The sequence below is a fragment of the Rhodococcus sp. NPDC004095 genome (assembly GCF_053604015.1).
In genome coordinates this window covers 1-20,643 of the sequence record NZ_JBSGGS010000003.1, presented here as the reverse complement: position 1 = coordinate 20,643, position 20,643 = coordinate 1, and the positions used below count along the sequence as shown (strand labels likewise).

Sequence of the window (20,643 nt, the reverse complement as noted above, 5' to 3'; positions counted from 1 at the left end):
CGACCAGCGGGTATTCATGAACGGACGTCCAGACCGGCCGGTCCACTCTGTGCAGGAATCCGTCGTCGTGTCGTCGCCGGACGGCCGCGTCGGAATGGTTGACTCTCCGCATGGCCGCCGAAACCTTCCTCGTGGAACCACCGTCCGGTGGCAGATGACCGGCCCGAAATCGTGGTTCTTCAAGGTGTTCGGGTTCGTGATGAGCATGGACAAGATGGTCGGCAAGGACTTCGAGAGGGGCCTCGCGAAGCTGAAGGCCGTCGCCGAGGCCGCGTAGTCGCGCCCCACCCCCACAACCGGTTGCTACCCTTCGAACACTGGGGTGGGCGATCGGGGGGATCGTGGGGGAAATTCTTGTGGCCGACGTGGCGGCGTTGCGTGCGCTGGCGGCATCGTTGCGGGCGGACGCGGACACCGTCGTCGGCCTCGACCCGTCCGGGTCCTGCGCCGATGCCGCCGCCGCGATGCCCGACTCCGCGGTCGGGGCGGTTCTCGCCCGCGCGGCCGATCCGATCCTCGCCGGATACCGGCGCACCGCCGACAGGATGCGGACGATGGCGGCCACTGCCGACGACACCGCCGCCGGGTACGAGGCCGCGGATGGGGCACTGCGGGACCGGCTGAGTGGAACGGGCCCGTAGCGGTGGCCGCCACGCTGACGCAGCTGCGCCGCTGGCAACCCGGTGCCCTCGCTGTCGCCGGTGGCCGGATCGAGAGGGTGAACCGCGAGTTCGACGACACCGTGGCGCCGCTGCGGCGCCGCGTCGACGCCGCCACGACCCACTGGTCGGGATCGGCGGCGACGGCGGCGACGGCACACGTACTCGCGGCACGAGAGGTGGGCGATCACACCGGAACCGCCGTTCGGGCCGTCGCCGACGCCCTCACCGATGCGGCGGGCGCGCTCGGACCGGCGGCTGCGACTGCCCTCGCGATCGCGGACGACGCGACGATCGCCGGCTTCGCGGTCGCGGACGACGGGCGGGTCACCGCCCCGGTATTCGCCAGTGGCGTCCCCGTGCTCGATCTGCTGTTCCAGGCGCAGCTCCGGGAGCAGGCCGGGGTGCTCGAGTCCCGGCTGGCCCCCGCGCTGGACGCAGCCGGCGAGGCCGACGTCCGCGCCGCCGCCGCTCTCGCTACGGCGCTCGCCGAGCTCGACCCCGCCCCGGGCGCGGCGCCGGGTACCCGGATCGCCGCGATCCTCGACGGCCGCGCCGCCCTGCCCGACCAGCCGCGGGCCCTGCGGGACCTCTGGGCGACGCTGACACCCGCCGAGAAGGACGGACTGTTCGCCCTCGACCCGGCGATCGGCAACCGGGACGGCCTGCCCGCCGTCGACAAGCACCACTACAACTCGATCCACCTCGACGACCTGCGTGAAGGTGCCCGGGTCCGGCTCGACGACCTGGACCGGCGGCACCCGGACTGGGCGCGCGGCGAGGACGTGCCGCCGGACGAGGGAGTGGTCGACGAGCCGACGCAGCTACGCCGGCGCGAGTACGAGGACTGGTGTGAGTCGCGGGACGGCGTGGCGGACGAGGTCGCCGGTTACGACGCCGTCGCCCGACAGATCGAGGCGGGCGGTGACACGCTCTACCTGCTGGGTATCGACGACGAGGGGCGAGCGGCGATCGCCGTGAACAACCCGGACACCGCGATGAACGTCGCGACCTTCGTGCCCGGAACCGGATCGACACTGTCGGGTATCGGTGGCGACGTCGAGCGCTCCCAGAGCATGCTCGACGCCGCGAACCTGGCGGATCCCGCGGCGACAGCCGTGATCACCTGGTACGGCTACAACGCGCCGCAGAGCATCGTGCCCGACGCCGCCCTGCGAAGTTTCGCCGATGCCGGGGCGCCGCGTCTGGACGCGTTCCAGGACGGGCTGCGGGCCGCGCACGACGGTCCGCCCGCACATGCCGTGGTGATCGGGCACAGTTACGGCACCACCGTCATCGGCACCGCCGCCGCGCACGGAAGTTCGCTGGGCGTAGACGAACTCGTGTTCGTCGGCAGTCCGGGTGTCACCGTGCCGGACGTCGACCACCTACGGCTCGACGGCGTCGACCCGGCCGGCAACCATGCCAGGGTGTACGTCACCGCGGCGAAGGGCGACCCGGTGCCCCTGATCGGGGACATGTTCGGGAACGCGGCGCATGGGCCGAATCCCGCGCGCGACGCGTTCGGCGCGCAGGTGTTCGAGGGCGATCCCGGCACCCCGTGGCATCTGCCGATCCTCGGGGACATCGGCATCGACCCGGGCAGCCACAGCGACTACTGGGACAGCGGCAACCCGTCGCTCGAAGCGATGGGACGGATCATCGTGGGGCAGGAACCATGACAACACATCGGCTGCGAGCCGGGGCCGTGCTCGCGGTGCCGGCGCTTGCGCTGGCGCTGATCGCCGGGTGCGGAGGGAACGACAGGACGGAGGACGCGGTGGAGACCGCACTGACCCGGGAGGTCGCGCAGCAGCGGCTCTTCGCGCACCTTGACGACACGCTCGCGGCGCTGCCCCCGGGGACGTCGTTGACCCGGGCGCACCCCGAACTGAGCACCGGAACCTTCGGGCCGGCGCACACCATCCCCTGCGACGACTCCAACACCGTCAGGGACGGGCCGTTGTTCCTCACCGCCACGTACTGGGTGAGCGGGGTTCCCCGGGGTGAGGCGAACCGCTACCACGACATCCTGGTGCGGTTGTGGACCGACCGGGGATGGCCCATGACGGACCGGTCCCGCACAGACACCCGCGGCGTCAACGGCGAGTCCCCCGACGGGTTCCGGCTCACCGCCGACGTCAATTCGCGCGGAGACCTGGCGGTCGCCGTCGTCTCGCCGTGTTTCCCGCGGACGGACGGTGCGCAGCCCGGCCCCGTGGCCGGTCCCGACGTCATCGAACGGCGGTGACCGGCATGGTGTCCCCGTCACCCGACGGCGAGTTGGCGGAGCTGGCCGTGACGGCGAGCCGGGTGCAGCAGGCCGTCGAGCGGGTGCGCGGGCGAGCGCACGCTCCGGACGGCGCGGTGCGTGTCGAAGCCGGGGTGGACGGCAGGATGTCGGCGTTGGACATCCACCCGGATGCACTGCACCTGGGCGCCGATCGGCTCGCGCGGCTGATCGTCGAGGTGCACGCCGCCGCCCAGGCGGAGGCCGTGGCCGCCGCCGAACCGCTCCGGGAGCAGCTGCTCACCGACCGTCGCGTGGCCCGGGTCCTCGCCCGGCTGGAGGGGCGGGGCGCACCGGAACCCGATCCGGGTCCCGATCCGGACCCCGACCGCTACTACGCCACCTTTTCGGTGTTCGGGACGGACCCGGACCGGCAGCGGTAGCACCGGGCCGTACGCTGACGGCATGGCCGAATGCCCTTGTCGCGCACGCGGCGACAGACACCGCCACCTGGCGGAATGCGGGATCGACGAGATCGGCGTGACCCGATGAACACCGACCCGAGCACACCCGGCGCGAAGTCCCGCAGCGAGCGTCTCGACGAGCTGCCCTTCACCCGCCGCCACGGCCGGTTGCTCGTCGGGTCGGGGATCGGGTGGGCGCTCGACGCCATGGACGTCGGCCTGATCTCGTTCGTGATGGCCGCGTTGGCGGTGCAGTGGAATCTGAGCAACACGCAGCTCTCCTGGATCGGGTCGATCGGGTTCGTCGGCATGGCGGTCGGGGCGAGCCTCGGTGGCCTGCTCGCGGACCGGTTGGGCCGGCGCCAGGTGTTCGCGGCGACGCTGCTCGTCTACGGGCTGGCAACCGGTGCCGCCGCGCTGGCCGGGTCGGTGGCGGTCCTGATGGCCCTGCGGTTCGTCGTCGGACTCGGTCTCGGTGCCGAACTGCCGGTCGCGTCGACGTTGGTCAGCGAGTACGCGCCGCGAAAACTGCGCGGCCGCATGGTCGTTGCGCTGGAGGCGTTCTGGGCGGTCGGCTGGGTGCTTGCCGCGCTGATCGGCTACTTCGTGGTGCCGCTCGGCGACGACGGGTGGCGGTGGGCGCTGGCGGTCGGCCTGGTGCCGACGGCCTACGCGGTGGTGGTCCGGCTCGGGCTGCCCGAATCGGTGCGGTTCCTCGAGAGCCGCGGCCGGGACGCCGAGGCGGAGGTCGCGGTCCGGGACTTCGAAGCCGCGGCCGGCGTCGAGGCGCCGGTCTCCGCAACCGTGTCGGACGCGTCGCAACCGCCGGACACCTCGCAACCGCCCGAACCCGCGGAACCGACGGAAACACCGGTGCGCGAGTCGATCTGGTCGGCCCGGCTCCGGCGCCGCACGACCGCACTGTGGGCGATCTGGTTCTGCGTCAACCTGTCCTACTACGGCGCGTTCATCTGGTTGCCGAGCCTGCTGGTGAACCAGGGATTCGATCTGGTCAAGTCGTTCCAGTACACGCTCGTCATCACCCTCGCGCAGCTCCCCGGATACGCGGTCGCGGCGTGGCTGATCGAGGCCTGGGGCCGACGCAGCACCCTGGCGACCTTCCTCGCCGGCTCCGCGGTGGCGGCCGGACTCTTCGGACTGGCGGACACGCCCACCCAGATCGTTGCGGCGGGGATGGCGTTGTCGTTCTTCAACCTCGGCGCCTGGGGCGCCCTGTACGCGATCGGGCCGGAGCTCTACCCGACGCCGGTCCGCGGCTCGGGCACTGGAGCGGCCGCAGCCTTCGGTCGGATCGCCTCGATCCTGTCACCGCTCATGGTGCCGTGGCTGCTCGACGCCGGCGGGAACGCACTGGTGTTCACCGTGTTCGCCGTGGCCTTCGTGCTGGCCGCCGGGGCCGCGCTTGTGTTGCCGGAGCGCCGGGGCGTCGCCCTCGAGGACTGATGCCAGGAGGAGTCACCGAAACGACGGGGTTCGCTTGGCGAGGAAGGCGTTTGCGCCCTCGGTGCCGTCTTCTCCGCTGAACAGCGCCGCGACCGTCCTCGCCTCGTCGTCCAGTTGGGCGGCCAGGTCGCGGCTCGACGCAGAACGTCGCGCCACGCGCCCCGATCACCGCGACCCGGACGGTGCCCTCGTCGGCTCCGCGTGCGATGCGCCAGGCGGCCTCTCGAATCGCTTGTGCCGCAGCCATGTCCAGCGCATTGCCCGACTCCCGGATCAGGGTGATCCGTGCGACGCGTCCCTCCAGCGCCCATTCCACCCGCTCGTTCATTACCTCGGACGCCGTACTCATGTTGCTTCCTCCGGTCGGCGCTGCCTCTCTGTAGGCGCACGTTACCGTCCGGTAGTTCGGCTATTCAAACCTAGGGTCGAGAAAGTTGCCGAAGGGCTGAACGGGGCGGGAGTGGGCACGGGGGTGCCCCTGCTGTTGGTGGTTCGGGTGCGGGTGATGGTTCAGGCGCGGACGAACAGTCGCAGCGCCTCGTCGACGACGGCGTCGCCGATCCGGCCGTCCGGGTCGGCGTCCGGGCGAAGCCAGATCGACGCATGGTTGAGGATGCCGTGCAGGCAGTGCAGCGCCACCGACGGGTCCGGGCAGTCGAACTCGCCCGCCTCCAGTCCACGGTCGACCACGTCGCGGAAGATCTGGTCGTGGCGGTGCCGCATCGTCTTGATCGCCTCGATGTGCTCGCTCGGCCAGGGCGCGGGGAAGGAGAACAGCTTGCCGACCTCGGGGTAGAGCACGGTCAGAATGTGCAGCTGCTCGGTGACGAGCGCGCGCAGCCGGTCGGTCTCGGTGCGGCCGGCCGCGGCCTCGAGTGCCTCGCCGAGGCGCGTCAGGACATCGGTGGTGAGCTTCTCGAGTGCTGCGGAGACCAGGGCGTCCTTGCTCGGAAAGTAGTGGTAGAGAGTGGCTTTCGCGATGTCGGTGCGCTCGGCCACGTCCTCGAAGCGCATGCCCTGATAGCCGCTGCCGGACAGGATCTGCAGGGCCGCGGCGATCATCTCCGCCTTGCGCCGGTCGCGTCGGCGCGCCACCCGCCCTCCCGGAGCGGTGGCGTGCGCGTCCACGGTCGAAGTCACCGCCCGATCATAGCCGGGGGAGTGCTGGGCCAATCCTCGGCGAACGCCATCGGGGGCCGGGTGGGTGACGCGCTCCCGAGGCCGCATCGGTGCGCTTCTCGCTGGGGTTCGTCGTTTCCGGTTGTCGTCCGTCGGGACGTTCTATCGACCCGATAGGCTAGAGTTCGACCCCGGGGTCGAGAAATTGGATGGTCGACACCCGACCGGACGTTCGGCCCGGATCGCAGCCACTTACCGGAAGGGGATCTCGGTGACCGATTCGACAGGACCCGGGTCCAGCTATTTCGAGCGCGTCGGTGCCCACCGTTTCGTGCCGACCGTGCACGCGGGCGGGGCCTGGGCGGACGACGAACAGCACGTCAGCCCCCTTGCCGGGCTGGTCGTGCACGAGATCGAGAGGGTGCGGGCGCAGCAGGCGCGGCCGGACCTGCTGATGAGCCGCGTCAGCTTCGACATTCTCGGGCGTATCGGATTCGAGGAGTTCGACATTTGTGTGGATGTCGTCCGGCCGGGCCGCACGGTCGAGCTCGTCCAGGCGACGGTGGACATCGGCGGCCGCTCCGTGCTGGCGGTTCGGGCATGGTTCCTGTCCGCCCAGGACATCGCGGAGGTTGCGGGCGGTGAACCGGAACCGCTTCCGGCGCCCGAATCGCTGCCCGTGTGGTCGCTCACCTCGGTGTGGAAGGGGGGCTACATCGCCTCGATCGACACCCGGGCGGTCGGGGAACCGCGGCCCGGGCGCGCCGCCGCGTGGGTGTCCACGCCCATGGATCTCGTCGCCGGCGAGAACGCGAGTGACCTGGCGTCCTACATCGCGCTGGTCGACACCGCCAACGGCATCGCCGTCCGGCAGGATCCCGCGGACTGGATGTTCCCCAACATGGACCTGACCATCCACCTGTACCGCCAGCCGGAGGGGCGGTGGACGGGGCTCGACACCGGCGTGACCTTCGGGCGGACCGGGCAGGGGCTCACGAGTACGGTCCTGCACGACGTTCGTGGACCCGTCGGATGTGCCCAGCAGATCCTCACTGTTCGTCCGCAGCCGGAGCTGCAGGGGTGACTGAACGCGGGGCGCCCGTCACACCAGGTAGGGGACGAGGGCCTTGCGGTCGGTGGGGTAGTCGGTGAACTTCTCCTGGTACCACCGGTGGGTGGCCAGTGCCCGGGGGATCAGGTTGCCCGCGGTGATGAGCAGGATGACGACCCCGGGTAGTGCCCAGGTCAGCAGCGCGAACCCGGACCAGGCGATCAGCTCGCCGAGGTAGGCGGGGCTGGTGACGTAGCGGAAACCGCCGCCGAACGGGACCCGGTACTCGGCGGCTCCGGGATTGTGTCTGTCGCGCAGGTTGCGCACGATCGACTCGGAGCTGACCAGCAGTGCGAAGCCGCACAGGTAGACGGCGAGACCGATCAGGAACCGGGGGTCGGTCAGCCAGTCGGTGGTGTACTGCCCGAAGTAGTCGTGGCTGAAGAGTGCGCCGTTGAGGTAGCCGTGCATGGCAGTCACCAGCATGCCCATCACGATCACCGAGACGTTGAAGGTGCTGCGCTTGCCGGGCACCTGACGGATGGCGAGCGGGAAGAACCAGCCGCGGTTCGCGTAGTGCAGCAACCAGATTCCGGCGAGAACGAGGGACGCCGGCTCGAACCGGTTCGGCCCGGTCAGGTAGAAGACCAGGAACACCACGGTCGCGGGGATCTCCATCAACCACCAGCCGAGCTTGGGGTTGAGGTTGAACCCGAGGTTGGTCGACGAGAACCGCCCGTACGAACTCTGGGCGAAGAAGCCGCCGATGATCACGAACGCGGCGAACGCGAACGCGGCGGTCAGGACGGTGTCGTAGACGGTGTTACCGGTGTACCAGTGCATCGAGGTCCTTCGGTGGTGACGTCGGGCGGATCGGCCGACGAATTTGTAACGTGTTCTACCACGTGGCACGGGGGTTGGTGTCGCAATCGGTTAACTGAATAGCCGGTCCCGGCGCGGGTGCTTGCGGGCAGGCGCGACCGTGACCTAGGGTTAGATCAATATTGATTTATTCGGTACGGCTAGGGGATGGCATGAACCTGACAACGCAGCAGGCCGATCGCGCGGCGGGCGTTCTGCTCGGCACCGCCGCGGGCGACGCACTCGGCGCCGGATACGAGTTCACCCATCCGGCTCCGGGGACGCCGATCGACATGATCGGCGGTGGCACATTCGCCTGGGCGCCGGGAGAGTGGACCGACGACACCGCGATGGCGGTCGCGATCGCCGAGGTCGCCGCCACCGGAGCGGACATCGGCCGCGGCACCGGGCTGGACGCGGTCGCCGCGCGGTTCGTCGCCTGGTTCGACTCGAATCCCCCGGACGTCGGGAACCAGACCCGCGCCGTGCTGTCGGCGCGGCCGGGCAGCGCGGACGCCATGCGCGCCCGGGCCCGGTCGATCCCCGGACGCAAGGGCGGCAACGGTTCCCTGATGCGCACCGCCCCCGTCGCCTTGGCCCACCTCGGAGACGAGCGGGGCTGCGTCGACGCGGCGGCCGCCGTCGCGGCGCTGACCCACGACGACCCGCAGGCGATCGAAGCGTGCCGGATGTGGACGCACGCCATCCGGCACGCCGTCCTGCACGGCAGCTTCGACGGCGTCCGTGGCTACCTGAAGACCGCGCCGGCCGAGGTAGCCGCCGAGTGGGGTCCGTTGCTCGATATGTCCGAAACCGGCTCGCCCGCAGACTTTTCCAAGAACGGCTGGGTGGTGCACGCCCTGCAGACCGCGTGGTGGGCGATCACCTCCACCGATCCCGCCGCCCCCGACCACCTCCCGCGCGCCCTGGAGGCGGCGGTGCGGGCCGGCGGCGACACCGACACCACGGCCGCGATTGCCGGTGGTCTGCTCGGCGCGCGGTGGGGTGCCTCCGCCGTTCCGGACCGGTGGCGCCGGATACTGCACGGCTGGCCCGGTTACACCGCGGCAGATCTGGTGCGGATGACCGAGGAGACGGTTGCCGGCGGGCCGGCCCGGCGGTCCGGGCCGGTGATCGAGGTGGTCGAGGGCGACATCACCGCGGTGCCGGCGGATGCGATCGTCAACGCCGCCAACTCGACCCTGCTCGGCGGCGGGGGCGTCGACGGCGCGATCCACCGCGCCGGCGGGCCGCGGATCCTGGCCGAGTGCCGGCAGTTGCGTGCCACCACCCTGCCCGACGGTCTCCCGGTCGGCGCCGCGGTGGCGACCACCGCGGGAAGCCTGCCTGCGCAGGCCGTGATCCACACCGTCGGTCCGCGGTACTCCGGCCACGAGGACCGCTCGGCGTTGCTGCGGGCCGCGTACACCCGCAGCCTCGCGGTCGCGGACACCCTCGGGGTCGGCAGCGTCGCGTTCCCGCTGATCTCCTCGGGCGCCTACGGGTGGCCGCTCGAGGACGCGGTCCGGCAGGCCGTCGCCGCCGTCACCGGCGCGGACACCGGTGTCGAGCGGGTCCTTCTGGTCGCCTACGACCGCGCGACCGCAGAACGGTTGCGCCGCGCGCTGCGCGTGAACTAAGCCGTCCGCGCCAGCAGCGCGTCGAGGGCCGCGTAGCTGGCGTTCATGCCCTCCTCCATGCCGGACCCGAGCATGCCGTCCCGGTCCTCGGCGGTGAGGAACAGCGATTCGACGACGATCTTCGTGCGTCCGTCGCCGAGATCCACGAAGTCGACGGCGTCGATGGACGCGTGGGTGGGCATGCCGTCCCACTCGAAGGAGTACACGAGCCGTTCCTGCGGGACGACTTCGCGGAACCGGCCCTCGAAGCCGTCGCTGCCGCCCTCGTGGTGCTCGACGAATCGCCAGTGTCCGCCGACCTCGAGTTCCCATTTCTCCACGTCGAGGGGGTTGCCTCGACCCCACCACTGCGCGATCAGGTCCGGTTCGGTGTAGGCGGCCCAGACGCGGGCGCGGGGCGCGTCGAAGACCCGCTCGACGCGGCAGTCGCGGTCGCCGGACGTGGTGACGGCGGCGTGATGGGTGCTGGTCATGACTACTCCTCGTGGTTGGGCTCGGCCGTACGGTCGAGGAACTGTCCGAGATGGTCCAGGCGACCGGCGAGAGCGCGGCGGTGGCGGTTGAGCCATGCGATTTCGAGGTCGAGGGGGTTGGCCCCGAGTTGGCAGTGCCGTACCCGGCCCCGCTTCTCCGTCACCACCAGCCCGGCCTGCTCGAGGAGGTGGACGTGCTTCGTGATGCCGGTGAGGGTCATCTCGAAGGCATCCGCCAATTCGGTGATCGTCGCGTCCGATCGGTCGAGGCGTTCGAGGATCCCGCGCCGGGTGGGGTCCGAGAGTGCCGCGAACGTCGCGTCGAGCGGCTGATACTGAACCATCTAGTTCAGTGTCTTTCCGAAACCTGCCCGCTGTCAACCCCTCGGGCCGACAAGCGGGCAGATGCCGATCAGGCCATCTCGGGTACGTGCAGGTGCGCGATGGCCAGTTCGAACTCGCACACCTCGAGCACGGTCGCGCCCATCTCACGGGTGGCCGCGGCGCGCATCGACTCCGACTGCTCCCTGTTCCGGTCCATCGCCTCGCGGCTGTCGAACGTCACCGACACCACCGCGCGGCCGGCGGCGTGGTCGACCATCATGCTGGCGCTGCAGAACCCCTCGAGGTCCTCCATCATCGGAAGCGACGTCAGCTTGAACACGTCGATCGCACGTGACATGTGACCGGGCTCGAGCTTGAGCCATGCGACGCGAACGCAGGAGCCCCGGCTCGAGTGATGGTCCCGGTGCAGGGCGGCGATGTCCCAGCGTTCGACGGTGGCGGTGCCGTGGAACATCTCGGTCGCACGGTCACGCAGTTCGCGGACCGGTCCCTCGCTCGCGCGCAGTGCGTCCTCGTCCATCCAGGAACTGGTGGCGATGCAGCGGCCGCTGTCGCGGTCGACGAGGAGGGAGAGCCCCGCGCAGCCCTCGTAGTCCGCGAGTGCGGGCATGACGGTGTCGCTCATGTGCTTGATGCCGGCGTCGATGAAGGACGGGTGCGCCTGGATCGTGGTTGAACGTGCGTACACGGTCTATCCCTTCCTTGAGGCGGCGCCCCGGCGGCGCCACCGGTTGCCCCCGACCTTCACCTTCCTCCCCACCCATGCCCGAGGCAATGGGTTCGGAGCCCCCTGTTCCACTACCGGGCGGTAGGTCCGCCGACCGGGTCCTGAGCGTAAAATCCCGGCGAACATGTGCCCGTCGGCAGTCGTAAGGGGAATCGGATTGAACGCGCACACCGGAGAACGTGAGCAGCTGGAGTTCCAGGCGGAAACCCGCCAGTTGCTGGACCTGATGGTCCACTCGATCTACTCGAACAAGGACTCCTTCCTGCGGGAGCTCGTGTCCAACGCCTCGGACGCGCTGGACAAGCTGCGGCTGGCCGCGTTCCAGGACAAGGACCTGGGCGCGGACACCTCCGACCTGCACATCGAGATCGCCGTCGACAGGGACGCCCGCACCCTGACGATCCGTGACAACGGCATCGGCATGTCCCGCGAGGAGGTCGTCGACCTGATCGGCACCCTCGCCAAGTCCGGCACCGCCGAACTGCGCCGAAAGCTCAAGGAAGCCAAGGACGCGGCCGCCAGCGAGGAACTGATCGGCCAGTTCGGGATCGGCTTCTACTCGACGTTCATGGTCGCCGACAAGGTCACCCTGCTGACCCGCAAGGCAGGCCAGGAGCGGGCCACCCGCTGGGAGTCCAGCGGCGAGGCGACCTACACGATCGAGACCGTCGACGACGCGCCGCAGGGCACGTCGGTGACGCTGCACCTCAAGCCCGTCGACACCGAGGACCACCTCCACGACTACACCGCCGAGTGGAAGATCAAGGAACTGGTCAAGAGGTACTCGGACTTCATCGCGTGGCCGATCCGGATGGATGTCACCCGCACAACCCCGGCCACCGACGACGCACCCGAACAGGTCACGGTGGAGACCCAGACCCTGAACTCGATGAAGGCACTGTGGGCCAAGTCGAAGGACGAGGTCACCGAGGAGGAGTACACCGAGTTCTACCGGCACATCGCCCATGCCTGGGACGAGCCGCTCGAGACCATCCCGATGAAGGCGGAGGGCACCTTCGAGTACCAGGCGCTGCTGTTCATCCCGAAGCACGCGCCGTTCGACCTGTTCATGCGCGAAGGCAAGACCGGCGTCCAGCTGTACGTCAAGCGGGTGTTCATCATGGACGACGCCGACGAACTGCTGCCCGAGTACCTGCGGTTCGTCAAGGGCGTCGTCGACGCCCAGGATCTCTCGCTCAACGTCTCCCGCGAGATCCTGCAGCAGGACAGGCAGATTCGCGCGATCCGGCGGCGCCTGACCAAGAAGGTGCTCACCACGATCAAGGAGATCCAGGCCACCCGGCCCGACGACTACCGTGCGCTGTGGGCGGAGTTCGGCCGGGCACTCAAGGAAGGCCTGATCGCCGACGTGGACAATCGCGATGTGCTGCTGCAGATCTCGTCGTTCGCGTCCACTGCGAGCGACGAGGAGCAGACCACCCTCGCCGAGTACGTCGAGCGGATGAAGGACGGCCAGAAGCAGATCTACTTCGCGGCCGGTGAATCCCGTCAGCTGCTGGAGAACTCGCCGCACCTCGAGGCATTCAAGGCCAAGGGGCTCGAGGTCCTGCTACTCACCGACCCGGTCGACGAGGTGTGGACCTCGCAGGTGCCGGAGTTCGAGGGCCTGACCTTCCAGTCCGTCGCCAAGGGCGAGGTGGACCTCGACGCGGAGGAGGACGAGGAAGCCGCCGAGGCCGCGCGCGAGGAACGGGAGAAGGACTTCGCGGACCTGCTGGGCTGGCTGACCGAAACCCTTGGCGAGCAGGTCAAGTCGGTGCGCCTGTCCACGCGGCTGACCACCTCTCCCGCCTGCATCGTCGGCGACGACTTCTCCATGTCCCCGGCGCTCGAGCGGATGTACCGGGCTTCCGGACAGCCCGTCCCGGTCACGAAGCGGATCCTCGAACTGAACCCCGAGCATCCGCTGGTGCTGGCGCTGCGCACGGCCCGGGCGGAGCGTCCCGAGGACGACGCGGCCGCCGAGACCGCGGAACTGCTGTACGGCATGGCGCTGCTCGCGGAGGGCGGCGAACTCGCCGACCCGGCCCGCTTCACCACGCTGCTCGCGAACCGGCTGGCCGCGAGCGTGTGACCGCACGCGCGGGGCCGGTCGGTGAGAACCGGCCGGCCCCGCGCCGCTGGGCCCCGGGCGTCACTGCTTGGGGATCGGAGGATGCCCTTCCGACGCCTGCACCACCACGACTCCGTCCCCGGTGAGTTCCAGCTGGTATGCCTCACCGGAACCCCGGCCAATCGCCGCGCCGAGCTTTGCGGTCTTGCGGATCCCGGACTTCAACGACGTGGACCACAGGACCGCGCTCTGCATGTCCACGTAGGTGGGCCGGTCGACGTTCAGAACGACGGGCATGCCGTACACCGTCAGCGCGAGCGTGCCACGACCGCTGAACGTGGTGTTGAACAGTCCGCCGCTGAGCATCGATGCGCCCTCGACCCGCTGGATGTCCCACTCCAGCGAACTCTCGAACGCGAGCACGTTGTCGCCGTTGACCGTCACCGACTCGTCCTCGAGTTCGACGAGGAAGATCACATCGGCGTCGCGGGCGAGGAAGACGTCACCGCTGCCGGACACCTTCATCAGCGGCATGCCCTCGCCGGGGAGTGCCTTCTTGAACAGCTTTCCGATTCCGCCGCTGCCCTGGTAAGCGAAGTCGACGTCGCCCTGGTAGGCGACCATCGATCCCTGTCGGGCGAAGAAGTGCCCGCTGGTGCCGGCCAGATCGACCTTGAGCATCCACTGGTTCTGCAGCACGAAGGTACCGGGCGCACCGCTTCGTTCGACGTTGTTCATCAGGTCACTGCGCATGTCTGGCCTCCGGGTTGGTGTGAGCGGTGAGTGGGGTCAGCGCGGTGTCGAGGGGACGCCGGCACGAATCCGCCCCACCTCTGCGCGGGCGAACTCGACGGCGGCGGTGTCCCGGCCGTGCGAGGTCGCCAGTGCGTCCGCGAGGTCTGCGACGGACTCGAGCACGTACCCGTTTCGCCTGCGGTCGCGGCGGGTGGCCCCGGATCTGCGGAACGCTCTGCGCGCCTTGTGGTCACCGCACATCGCGTCGCGTTCCGGTTCGGTGACCACTCCGTGGTCGACCTCGGGTGCGAGGACGTCGCGCATGAACTCCCGTTCTCGGGGAACGGTCATCCGGAACACCCGGACGACGATGCACAGCGCAACGACGATGACGATCGCCCACGCCGGAATCATCAGGGCGACGTTCCCCTGGACGAGGACCGCCATCGAGTTCCAGACCCCGTGCAGCAGCATCGCGGTGGCCATCAGGGTGAGCCCGCGCCCGACCTGCCGTGGTTCGGCGGGCCGGCCAAGCAGATACACCAGCCCGGCACAGAAGACGGCGCTGTAGAGGATGTGGGCGGCGACACCGACACCCATCCGCAGCCACACGGTGCTCATCGCCGCGGCGACCTGGTTGGCGCCGAACTGGGTGCCCGCCGAGTTCAGCGCGTACACGATGTCCTCGGCGATCTGGAAGCCGAGGCCGAGGAAGGCGCCCACGATGAAGCCGTCGAACGCGGTGCGGATCAGGCGCGGCGCCAACGCGATCAGCAGGACGAGGCCGATGCCCTTGGCGACCTCCTCGGTGAAGGGCGCGGTCAGACCGGCACCCCAGTCCAGCGCCCAGGACTGCCCGAACGCCTTCGCGTACAGCGCGCGCAGCGCGTCGTTGGCGCCGGCGGCCAGGACCCACGTCGCTGCGAACGCACCCCAGGCGAACGCGGCGACAGCCAGTTTCACCGGTTGCCGGGCGTAGCGATCGATGTGATGGGTGAACCACCAGAAGATGGCCCCGTAGACCACGAACAGCACCACCGACACGACGATCGCGCGCCCGTACGCGCCCGCGGCGCTCGCCAACACCGTAACGAAGGTGAACACCCCGCTGGACACGAGCAGCAGGTACACCCAGAAGGCCGCGTTGCGCGGCTGGTAGAAGGTGAACGCCCGGCCCCAACCCGAGTTCTCGATCGCGGCCGCACGTCGTTCGTGCAGATCCTCGATCACGGTGGTCATCGGGTGCCCTCCTCGGTGTGTCGAATGCTCGAGATCATCTGGGCGATCTGTTCGGCCTGATGATGCTCGGTGTCCGGCGGGCCGACCGCGACAACCTCGATGCCGCGGCCCTTCACGACGAATGCCGCCAGCGCCCCGTCGAGCTTGGGGCCCGCGTAGCGTGCGACCAGTCCGCGCTCGCCGGAGTCGGTGGTGATCGCCACCGGTGCCCCGTCGATGCGGATGTTCTCGTCGAGTGCTTCGGTGGTGTCCTTGATCTGCTGGAGGAGGGCACGCGCGTCACCGGAGAAGTCACCGGTGCGCACGGTGAACGACAGGTCGCCGTCCTCGACCCTCGCGGACCGGGGGTACCCGGTGGCGGGGGCGTCACCGACCCGGACACCGGATGTGATGCCCCATCCGGCGGCGGGGACGAACGTGATGTCGCCCGCGACTCCCATCACGTCGCCGGCGACGACCCTGTCGTCATACGCGACCGCGCTGTTGATCGCGGGCAACACGGCTCCCATAACGAATGCGAGGGCGAGCACCACGAACGCCGGGAGGAACGTGGCCCCGTCCAGGCCGAGCCGGCGGCGGTCCACCGGCACCCATCTGTCCCCGGGGTCGTAGCCGCCGTGGGGCGGCGTCGAACTCGGGTGGACTCCTTGGATCATCTCGCCTCCGTGACCTGAACAGATGGCTGCAACGTTAGGCGTTGGCGGACGTTCCGTGCATTCGACACCACGCGACGGTTCGCCCACTGCATCCGGCGGGTCGGCGCGGTCCCGCGCGCTGCTATCGTCGGCCGGTGCCGCGGATGAGCGCCCCCGATGCGCAGTCGTACTGGATCTCCCACAAGATTCCCACCGACCAGTTCCTGCTGTACTGCTTCGCCGATGCCACGGCGCCGCTCACGGAGATCGGGGAGGGCGTGATCGAGCGGGCCTCGGCGGTCCCGGATCTGCGGCTGAGAGTCCGTGAGGTCCCCGGTCGTGTCGACTTTCCGCATTGGGTACCGATGGTCCCCGATGCCACGCTCGTCCGGCTGCACGAGGGGCCGACGGACTGGGACAGTTGCCGCACGGACGTGGCGGCACTGCTCACCGACCGGCTCGATCCCCTCGAATCGCCCTGGCGGCTACACCTTTTCGGTCCGGTGACCGGTGCGCCCGAGTGCGGTGACTCCCGCACCGTGGTGGCGGTGCTGCAGGTCGCGCACGCACTCGGCGACGGCCGGCGCGCGTCCGCGGCGGCCCGCGAACTGTTCGGCGCGGCCCCGCTCGTGACCGGCCCGCCCGTTGCGCCGTGGCGCCCCCGCCTCGCCTGCGCAGGGGCGGTGCTGCGCCTGCCCGTCCAGGTCGGGCAGATGCTGAGGCGGGCCCGGCCCGCCCACCTGGCCCACCGGCAACTCGAACAGGACACTGCGGCCGGACTGGTCCCGCCACCGCCCCCGAGCCGGCCGAAGCTGCCCACCAACAGCGCGCCCGACGAGCGACGCAGCATCGACACGGTGGTGGTCCCTGCGGAGTACCTGCGCGGCCCCGGAATCAGCGTCACCGTCGGCGCGATGACCGCGATCTCACTGGCCCTGTCGCAGTACCTGGGCGAGCAGGGATCCGACCCCGGGTCCGGACCGGCCGCCGAGGTGACGGTCGCGAAGCCGGGGGAGCGATTGGCCCGCAATCACTTCCGCAACGTCTCGGTGGATCTGCATCCCGAGATTGAGGACCTCCCGCAGCGGGCCGCCGCGATCGCCACGACGCTGCGCCTGCGCCGGATGCGCGCCGACCACCCGTCCGGCGCGGCGGAGGACCGCGCGCTGGCCGTCGTCCCCGCTCCGCTGCTGCGGCACGGCGTCGAACACTTCGACTTCACCGCGGTGCCCGAGGAGGTCACCGGCCACACGGTGGTCTCCAGCGTCGACCGCGGCCCCGCCGACCTCGTGCTCGGCGGCGGGCGGGTGGTGTTCACGGCCGGTTTCCCGGCGCTGTCGAACTTCATGGGGCTGACCCACGGCGTGCACGGCATCGGGGACCGGGTCACGATCTCGGTCGCCACCTCACCCGCGGTGCTCGACCTGGACCGATACGTCCGTCTGCTGCGCGAGGCGGTCGGGCGGGTACACGCCGCGCTGACCGGGTACACACCCGTTCGGTGACGCTTCGAGGGCAGCGAAATCGTGGCGAACTCGCCGCCGTCCCGCTACTGTGGCCGGTGCCGGAGTTGACCCGGCACCTGCACCAAGCGAACGGAGTCCGACATGTCGACCCTCATCTACGATGCGCTGCTTCCCTACATCGGGGACAAGACCGCTGCTGAGCTGGCCAACCTGCTGGCCGTCGGACCGTAGTCGAGTTCGGCGCCTCGGACACCCCGGGCCCGGTGGAGCGAAATGGTCCACCGGGCCCGTTCGTGTTCACACCGGTCACCGGCTCTCCGTGGCGGTGACACCGCCGAACTCCACGCCCCGGAACAGGGCGAGCGCCGCCCCCTGTTCCTCGACACCCGAATTCAACGGTTCCGCCACCGTCTGCCAGGGAGTCACCTCGATCGCCAGCCTCCGCCCCGACGTCCGCGGGCGCCACTCGCCGACGATCTCGCCGCCGACCGCGATCGCACCCGGCCGGCCGAGGGTGGGCCACAGTGCCTTGCGCCGAGCCTCGTCGGGGACGAGGAGGTCGCGATCCTTCAGCTGCAGGTACGGGTCGAACGGCCCGAGCAGGCGCACGGATCCGTCGGCCGGCGGGGCCAGCAGTGCGTCGGCGTCGCCGGCCAGAATCGACCGGGTGGTGCCCTCCACCGACACCTCCACGGTGTCCGTCGGCCAGTTCCGCGTGACGTCCTTGACCGGGGCGTCGACGTACGCGGCGACGGTCCGCGGGTCGCTCGGCCCGAGGAAGCGCAGGTATCCGCGAATGACGTCCAGGCGGGGGTCCGCGTCGGGGCCGAGACGGGCATACGGTTTCCGCCGCCAACCCGGGATGCGTTCGAGAACCGGCGGAGAGGTGCCCGGACGCAGTTCGAGTCCGGCATGCAGCGCCGCGAGCCGGAACGGCATCTCGTACACGTGGGTGGTGTTGCACGGTCGGCAGAACCGCAGGTACGGCTCGCTCATCCGGGCGGTCAGTTCCGTCGACATGACGCCCTTGACGGTGGGCTCGCGCACGATGTCGCGCATCGCGTCGGCGACGGCACGCAGTGCGTCGATCGCCTGGATCCCGGCGGCCTTGAGCGGCCGGTTCGCGTCGAAGATGCGCTTGCCCGCGTCCGCCTCCGACAACGGCGCCGTCGCCACCGCCACCCCGGGCAGGTCTGCCCGGCGGTAGCAGTGCGGCGCCCCGCGCAGCGTCCACGCGAGCGCGAGGTCGCCGGGGGAGGTGTCCGGGGTGCCCCGCAGCCGCAACGCCCAGGCCGCGCCGTCCGGACCGGTGTTCTGGATGCCGAGGTCGAGCAGGTCGCAGTCGGTGGCGTCGGCGGCGACACCCGGCTGCCGGTCGAGTTGCTGGGCGTGCCAGCGATACGAGAGCACCTGCGCGCGCGTCACCTCGGTGGCCATGGCGAGAGTGTAGGAGCGGTCACCGACAGGCGCCGGGCCCCGCAGCTCAGCGGTTGTCGACCTGGTACGACTCGATCCGCTGGATCTTCCCGTCGCGAAAGTGGAAGTGGTCGCTGAAGATCCCCCGCAGTTCGCCGCCGTCCGCGAACCGGGCCTCGACGGTGCCCAGAAGAACCACGACGTCGTCCTCCTCGACCATCCGGATCACCGTCAGCGTCGGCTTGCCGGTGAACGCGTCGTTGTCGATCTCCCGGTCGAAGGCGTCCTTGCCGGTGATCGAGAAGTCGCCGGGCATCTCCCAGACGACGTCGTCGGCGAGCAGCGACAGGATCGCCTCGTGGTCGCCCGAGCGGAAACCGTCGACATACGCCGCGACGGCCCGTTTGTTGGGCGACAGCGACGGATCGGATTCGGACATCTCCGGTTCCATGACACTCCTTCGCAGGTCGTGGCGCGGTCCGTTCCATCGTGGCACCGGACGTGGCGTCACACGTCCGCTGCGGCCAAATCGATGTCCAATCCGGCGATCACTGCGGGGTCGGCGACGACGTCGAGTGCGACGATCCGGTCCTCGACGATGGTGAACGTGAACACCGAGCGCGGTTGCCCGCCCGGTGCCCACGCCGCCCCGACCCTGCCGTCGACGGTGACGACCTGGGCGTGCCGGGCGCGACCGCGGAACGATTCGGCCACCGCGTGCGCACCGTGCAGCCGGGCGGACAGGGCCGGTGCACCGTGTGCCAGCGCGGCGCTTGCCGCGGTGACCGCGGCGTCGTCCGCGCGCAGCACCACGTCGGGATCGAGCAGCGCGAGGAGATCCTCGAACCGGCCCTCGCGCGACGCGGAGAGGAACGCTTCGACCACGCGACGGCGGCGGAGCCGATCGGGGTCCGGGGCACTGGCGCCCTGGACCCGGCGCCGGGCGCGGCTCGCGAGTTGCCGGGTAGCCGCGGGGGTGCGGCCCACGATCCGGGCGATCTCGTCGAACGGCACCGCGAACATGTCGTGCAGCACGAACGTCAGACGCTCGGCCGGGGTCAGGGTGTCCAGGACGACCATCATCGCGATCCCGATCGAATCGGCGAGAACCGCTTGATTCTCCGGTGACGATTCGGGGCGCGTCTCGGGTGTGGCCGGTACCGCGGGCCCGTCCAGGGCCACCTCGTGGCGTGAGGTGCGCGAGCGCAGCATGTCCAGGCAGACCCGGCTCAGCACGGTGGTGAGCCAGCCCCCGAGGTTGTTCACCGCGTCGGTGTCCGATCGGCTCAGCCGCAGCCACGTCTCCTGCACCGCGTCCTCGGCCTCGGCGCTCGAGCCGAGCATGCGGTATCCCACCGCCCTCAGGTGCTCGCGGTGCTCCTCGAAACGCCGGGCCAGAAATTCGTCGCTCATTGCTGTCACATTCTCTCGTGCCGATCCGTCAGTGCAATGACGAACACGAAACAACCTTTGTGACAGGAGCGACGACGATGCAGGCACGAATGAACAACCCCGCACTGGTCCTTCCCGGCGCCGTGGCGGCGCTGCAGGCGGTGGGGCACACGACCGAGAACACCGGACTCCCGGCGAGCACGGTGCACCTGGTGCATCTGCGGGCGAGTCAGATCAACGGCTGCGGCGTATGCGTCGACATGCATCCGAAGCTGGCGATGAAGGACGGGGAGACGGTCGAGCGCCTGTTCGCGGTGGCGGCGTGGCGGGAGTCGCCGTACTTCACCGACGCCGAACGCGCCGCCCTCGCACTCACCGAGGCGGTCACGCGGCTCGCCGATCGGCCCGACCCGGTGTCGGACGACGTGTGGGACGACGCCGCCGACCACTACGACGAGCAGCAACTGGCGGCCCTGATCATGCAGATCTCGTTGATCAACGTCTGGAACCGGCTCAACGCCTCGGTCAAGCAGGTCGCCGGGGCCAGTTGGGGCTAGGTGTGATGTCCAGGGAGGTTGGTCCGGACTCTGTCCGGTGAGTCGAGCTGACAGGTGAAAGCCTCCGGTTGTGAAGTGGAGCTGTCTAGGAACCGC

23 protein-coding genes and 1 pseudogene are annotated in these 20,643 nt (G+C 70.0%); 12 read left to right on the top strand and 12 right to left on the bottom strand.

What is annotated here, in order from left to right:
- Positions 1-154 precede the first annotated feature (154 nt).
- From ACWEPG_RS06275 to ACWEPG_RS06250, 6 genes are all read left to right on the top strand, one after another.
- Positions 155-277 carry a hypothetical protein gene (locus ACWEPG_RS06275; protein ID WP_452594089.1) on the top strand — a complete coding sequence of 41 codons (123 nt, stop codon included), beginning with the start codon at positions 155-157 and terminating at the stop codon, positions 275-277.
- Positions 278-356: 79 nt separating this feature from the next.
- Positions 357-641, top strand: coding sequence for a hypothetical protein (locus ACWEPG_RS06270; RefSeq protein WP_450112921.1), 285 nt, complete (start codon positions 357-359; stop codon positions 639-641).
- Positions 642-643: 2 nt separating this feature from the next.
- Positions 644-2,341, top strand: a complete 1,698-nt coding sequence (locus tag ACWEPG_RS06265) for an alpha/beta hydrolase (RefSeq protein WP_452594088.1) — start codon at positions 644-646, stop codon at positions 2,339-2,341.
- Positions 2,338-2,910, top strand: coding sequence for a hypothetical protein (locus tag ACWEPG_RS06260; protein WP_452594087.1), 573 nt, complete (start codon positions 2,338-2,340; stop codon positions 2,908-2,910). Before ACWEPG_RS06265 ends, ACWEPG_RS06260 begins: the two co-directional genes overlap by 4 nt.
- Before the next feature lie 5 nt (positions 2,911-2,915).
- Positions 2,916-3,332 (top strand): YbaB/EbfC family nucleoid-associated protein, encoded by a 417-nt coding sequence (locus tag ACWEPG_RS06255; protein ID WP_450112924.1) that lies wholly within the window; start codon positions 2,916-2,918, stop codon positions 3,330-3,332.
- Positions 3,333-3,437: 105 nt separating this feature from the next.
- Complete coding sequence (locus tag ACWEPG_RS06250) at positions 3,438-4,817, top strand: MFS transporter (RefSeq protein ID WP_450112925.1); 1,380 nt, start codon at positions 3,438-3,440, stop codon at positions 4,815-4,817.
- 12 nt (positions 4,818-4,829) lie between these two features.
- Here the strand turns inward: ACWEPG_RS06250 and ACWEPG_RS06245 are convergent, their stop codons facing one another.
- On the bottom strand, positions 4,830-4,973 hold the full coding sequence (locus ACWEPG_RS06245; RefSeq protein ID WP_452594086.1) for a hypothetical protein: 144 nt from the start codon (positions 4,971-4,973) through the stop codon (positions 4,830-4,832).
- Positions 4,974-5,327: 354 nt separating this feature from the next.
- Entirely contained in the window at positions 5,328-5,957 is a 630-nt protein-coding gene (locus ACWEPG_RS06240) for a TetR/AcrR family transcriptional regulator (protein ID WP_450112927.1), read from the bottom strand.
- A 250-nt stretch (positions 5,958-6,207) separates the two neighbouring features.
- Here ACWEPG_RS06240 and ACWEPG_RS06235 point away from each other — a divergent pair, with 250 nt between their 5' ends.
- The gene (locus ACWEPG_RS06235) at positions 6,208-7,020 is read left to right on the top strand and encodes a thioesterase family protein (RefSeq protein ID WP_452594085.1); all 813 of its coding nucleotides are present in this window, start codon (positions 6,208-6,210) and stop codon (positions 7,018-7,020) included.
- 18 nt (positions 7,021-7,038) lie between these two features.
- Here ACWEPG_RS06235 and ACWEPG_RS06230 read toward each other — a convergent pair whose 3' ends face one another.
- Entirely contained in the window at positions 7,039-7,830 is a 792-nt protein-coding gene (locus ACWEPG_RS06230; protein ID WP_450112929.1) for a 3-oxo-5-alpha-steroid 4-dehydrogenase, read from the bottom strand.
- 191 nt (positions 7,831-8,021) lie between these two features.
- On the opposite strand from ACWEPG_RS06230, the pseudogene ACWEPG_RS06225 reads away from it, so the two are divergent.
- Both ACWEPG_RS06225 and ACWEPG_RS06220 read left to right on the top strand, forming a co-directional pair.
- Positions 8,022-8,864: pseudogene (locus tag ACWEPG_RS06225) on the top strand (ADP-ribosylglycohydrolase family protein); the annotation flags it as partial.
- 66 nt (positions 8,865-8,930) lie between these two features.
- The gene (locus ACWEPG_RS06220) at positions 8,931-9,488 is read left to right on the top strand and encodes an O-acetyl-ADP-ribose deacetylase (RefSeq protein ID WP_452594251.1); all 558 of its coding nucleotides are present in this window, start codon (positions 8,931-8,933) and stop codon (positions 9,486-9,488) included.
- Here ACWEPG_RS06220 and ACWEPG_RS06215 read toward each other — a convergent pair.
- The 3 genes from ACWEPG_RS06215 to ACWEPG_RS06205 form a co-directional block, all read right to left on the bottom strand.
- A complete protein-coding gene (locus ACWEPG_RS06215) occupies positions 9,485-9,961 on the bottom strand; it encodes an SRPBCC family protein (protein WP_450112931.1) in 477 nt (158 codons plus the stop codon). The genes ACWEPG_RS06220 and ACWEPG_RS06215 overlap by 4 nt on opposite strands.
- Positions 9,962-9,963: 2 nt before the next feature.
- Positions 9,964-10,305, bottom strand: a complete 342-nt coding sequence (locus ACWEPG_RS06210; RefSeq protein ID WP_452594084.1) for an ArsR/SmtB family transcription factor — start codon at positions 10,303-10,305, stop codon at positions 9,964-9,966.
- A gap of 68 nt (positions 10,306-10,373) precedes the next feature.
- Positions 10,374-10,994: a hypothetical protein gene (locus ACWEPG_RS06205; protein ID WP_450112933.1), complete on the bottom strand. Its 621-nt coding sequence runs from the start codon at positions 10,992-10,994 to the stop codon at positions 10,374-10,376.
- 196 nt (positions 10,995-11,190) lie between these two features.
- Here ACWEPG_RS06205 and htpG point away from each other — a divergent pair, with 196 nt between their 5' ends.
- Entirely contained in the window at positions 11,191-13,128 is a 1,938-nt protein-coding gene (gene htpG, locus ACWEPG_RS06200) for a molecular chaperone HtpG (RefSeq protein WP_452594083.1), read from the top strand.
- Between the two features lie 60 nt (positions 13,129-13,188).
- On the opposite strand, the gene ACWEPG_RS06195 is transcribed toward htpG, so the two are convergent.
- Genes ACWEPG_RS06195 through ACWEPG_RS06185 form a run of 3 tightly spaced genes read right to left on the bottom strand, consistent with a single transcriptional unit; the run spans position 13,189 to position 15,737 of the window.
- Positions 13,189-13,860, bottom strand: coding sequence for an AIM24 family protein (locus tag ACWEPG_RS06195; protein ID WP_452594082.1), 672 nt, complete (start codon positions 13,858-13,860; stop codon positions 13,189-13,191).
- Positions 13,861-13,896: 36 nt separating this feature from the next.
- Positions 13,897-15,081, bottom strand: a complete 1,185-nt coding sequence (locus ACWEPG_RS06190; protein ID WP_450112936.1) for a PrsW family intramembrane metalloprotease — start codon at positions 15,079-15,081, stop codon at positions 13,897-13,899.
- Complete coding sequence (locus tag ACWEPG_RS06185; protein WP_452594081.1) at positions 15,078-15,737, bottom strand: hypothetical protein; 660 nt, start codon at positions 15,735-15,737, stop codon at positions 15,078-15,080. Before ACWEPG_RS06185 ends, ACWEPG_RS06190 begins: the two co-directional genes overlap by 4 nt.
- A gap of 143 nt (positions 15,738-15,880) precedes the next feature.
- On the opposite strand from ACWEPG_RS06185, the gene ACWEPG_RS06180 reads away from it, so the two are divergent.
- On the top strand, positions 15,881-17,221 hold the full coding sequence (locus ACWEPG_RS06180; RefSeq protein WP_452594080.1) for a WS/DGAT domain-containing protein: 1,341 nt from the start codon (positions 15,881-15,883) through the stop codon (positions 17,219-17,221).
- A gap of 267 nt (positions 17,222-17,488) precedes the next feature.
- Here ACWEPG_RS06180 and ACWEPG_RS06175 read toward each other — a convergent pair whose 3' ends face one another.
- The 3 genes from ACWEPG_RS06175 to ACWEPG_RS06165 are packed head-to-tail and all read right to left on the bottom strand — an operon-like array spanning position 17,489 to position 20,011.
- Positions 17,489-18,619, bottom strand: coding sequence for a winged helix DNA-binding domain-containing protein (locus ACWEPG_RS06175; protein WP_452594079.1), 1,131 nt, complete (start codon positions 18,617-18,619; stop codon positions 17,489-17,491).
- A gap of 46 nt (positions 18,620-18,665) precedes the next feature.
- The gene (locus tag ACWEPG_RS06170) at positions 18,666-19,049 is read right to left on the bottom strand and encodes a nuclear transport factor 2 family protein (RefSeq protein WP_450112940.1); all 384 of its coding nucleotides are present in this window, start codon (positions 19,047-19,049) and stop codon (positions 18,666-18,668) included.
- Between the two features lie 56 nt (positions 19,050-19,105).
- Positions 19,106-20,011 carry a sigma-70 family RNA polymerase sigma factor gene (locus tag ACWEPG_RS06165; RefSeq protein WP_452594078.1) on the bottom strand — a complete coding sequence of 302 codons (906 nt, stop codon included), beginning with the start codon at positions 20,009-20,011 and terminating at the stop codon, positions 19,106-19,108.
- Positions 20,012-20,088: 77 nt separating this feature from the next.
- Here ACWEPG_RS06165 and ACWEPG_RS06160 point away from each other — a divergent pair, with 77 nt between their 5' ends.
- Positions 20,089-20,547 carry a carboxymuconolactone decarboxylase family protein gene (locus ACWEPG_RS06160; protein ID WP_450112942.1) on the top strand — a complete coding sequence of 153 codons (459 nt, stop codon included), beginning with the start codon at positions 20,089-20,091 and terminating at the stop codon, positions 20,545-20,547.
- Positions 20,548-20,643 lie beyond the last annotated feature (96 nt).

Excerpts from the sequence above, each read along its gene's own strand:
- ACWEPG_RS06275 (WP_452594089.1), top strand. The coding sequence starts at position 155 with ATGACCGGCCCGAAATCGTGGTTCTTCAAGGTGTTCGGGTTCGTGATG.
- ACWEPG_RS06260 (WP_452594087.1), top strand. The coding sequence starts at position 2,338 with ATGACAACACATCGGCTGCGAGCCGGGGCCGTGCTCGCGGTGCCGGCG.
- ACWEPG_RS06255 (WP_450112924.1), top strand. The coding sequence starts at position 2,916 with ATGGTGTCCCCGTCACCCGACGGCGAGTTGGCGGAGCTGGCCGTGACG.
- ACWEPG_RS06250 (WP_450112925.1), top strand. The coding sequence starts at position 3,438 with ATGAACACCGACCCGAGCACACCCGGCGCGAAGTCCCGCAGCGAGCGT.
- ACWEPG_RS06230 (WP_450112929.1), bottom strand. The coding sequence starts at position 7,830 with ATGCACTGGTACACCGGTAACACCGTCTACGACACCGTCCTGACCGCC.
- ACWEPG_RS06220 (WP_452594251.1), top strand. The coding sequence starts at position 8,931 with ATGACCGAGGAGACGGTTGCCGGCGGGCCGGCCCGGCGGTCCGGGCCG.
- ACWEPG_RS06215 (WP_450112931.1), bottom strand. The coding sequence starts at position 9,961 with ATGACCAGCACCCATCACGCCGCCGTCACCACGTCCGGCGACCGCGAC.
- ACWEPG_RS06210 (WP_452594084.1), bottom strand. The coding sequence starts at position 10,305 with ATGGTTCAGTATCAGCCGCTCGACGCGACGTTCGCGGCACTCTCGGAC.
- ACWEPG_RS06195 (WP_452594082.1), bottom strand. The coding sequence starts at position 13,860 with ATGCGCAGTGACCTGATGAACAACGTCGAACGAAGCGGTGCGCCCGGT.
- ACWEPG_RS06190 (WP_450112936.1), bottom strand. The coding sequence starts at position 15,081 with ATGACCACCGTGATCGAGGATCTGCACGAACGACGTGCGGCCGCGATC.
- ACWEPG_RS06185 (WP_452594081.1), bottom strand. The coding sequence starts at position 15,737 with ATGATCCAAGGAGTCCACCCGAGTTCGACGCCGCCCCACGGCGGCTAC.
- ACWEPG_RS06180 (WP_452594080.1), top strand. The coding sequence starts at position 15,881 with ATGAGCGCCCCCGATGCGCAGTCGTACTGGATCTCCCACAAGATTCCC.
- ACWEPG_RS06175 (WP_452594079.1), bottom strand. The coding sequence starts at position 18,619 with ATGGCCACCGAGGTGACGCGCGCGCAGGTGCTCTCGTATCGCTGGCAC.
- ACWEPG_RS06170 (WP_450112940.1), bottom strand. The coding sequence starts at position 19,049 with ATGGAACCGGAGATGTCCGAATCCGATCCGTCGCTGTCGCCCAACAAA.
- ACWEPG_RS06165 (WP_452594078.1), bottom strand. The coding sequence starts at position 20,011 with ATGAGCGACGAATTTCTGGCCCGGCGTTTCGAGGAGCACCGCGAGCAC.
- ACWEPG_RS06160 (WP_450112942.1), top strand. The coding sequence starts at position 20,089 with ATGCAGGCACGAATGAACAACCCCGCACTGGTCCTTCCCGGCGCCGTG.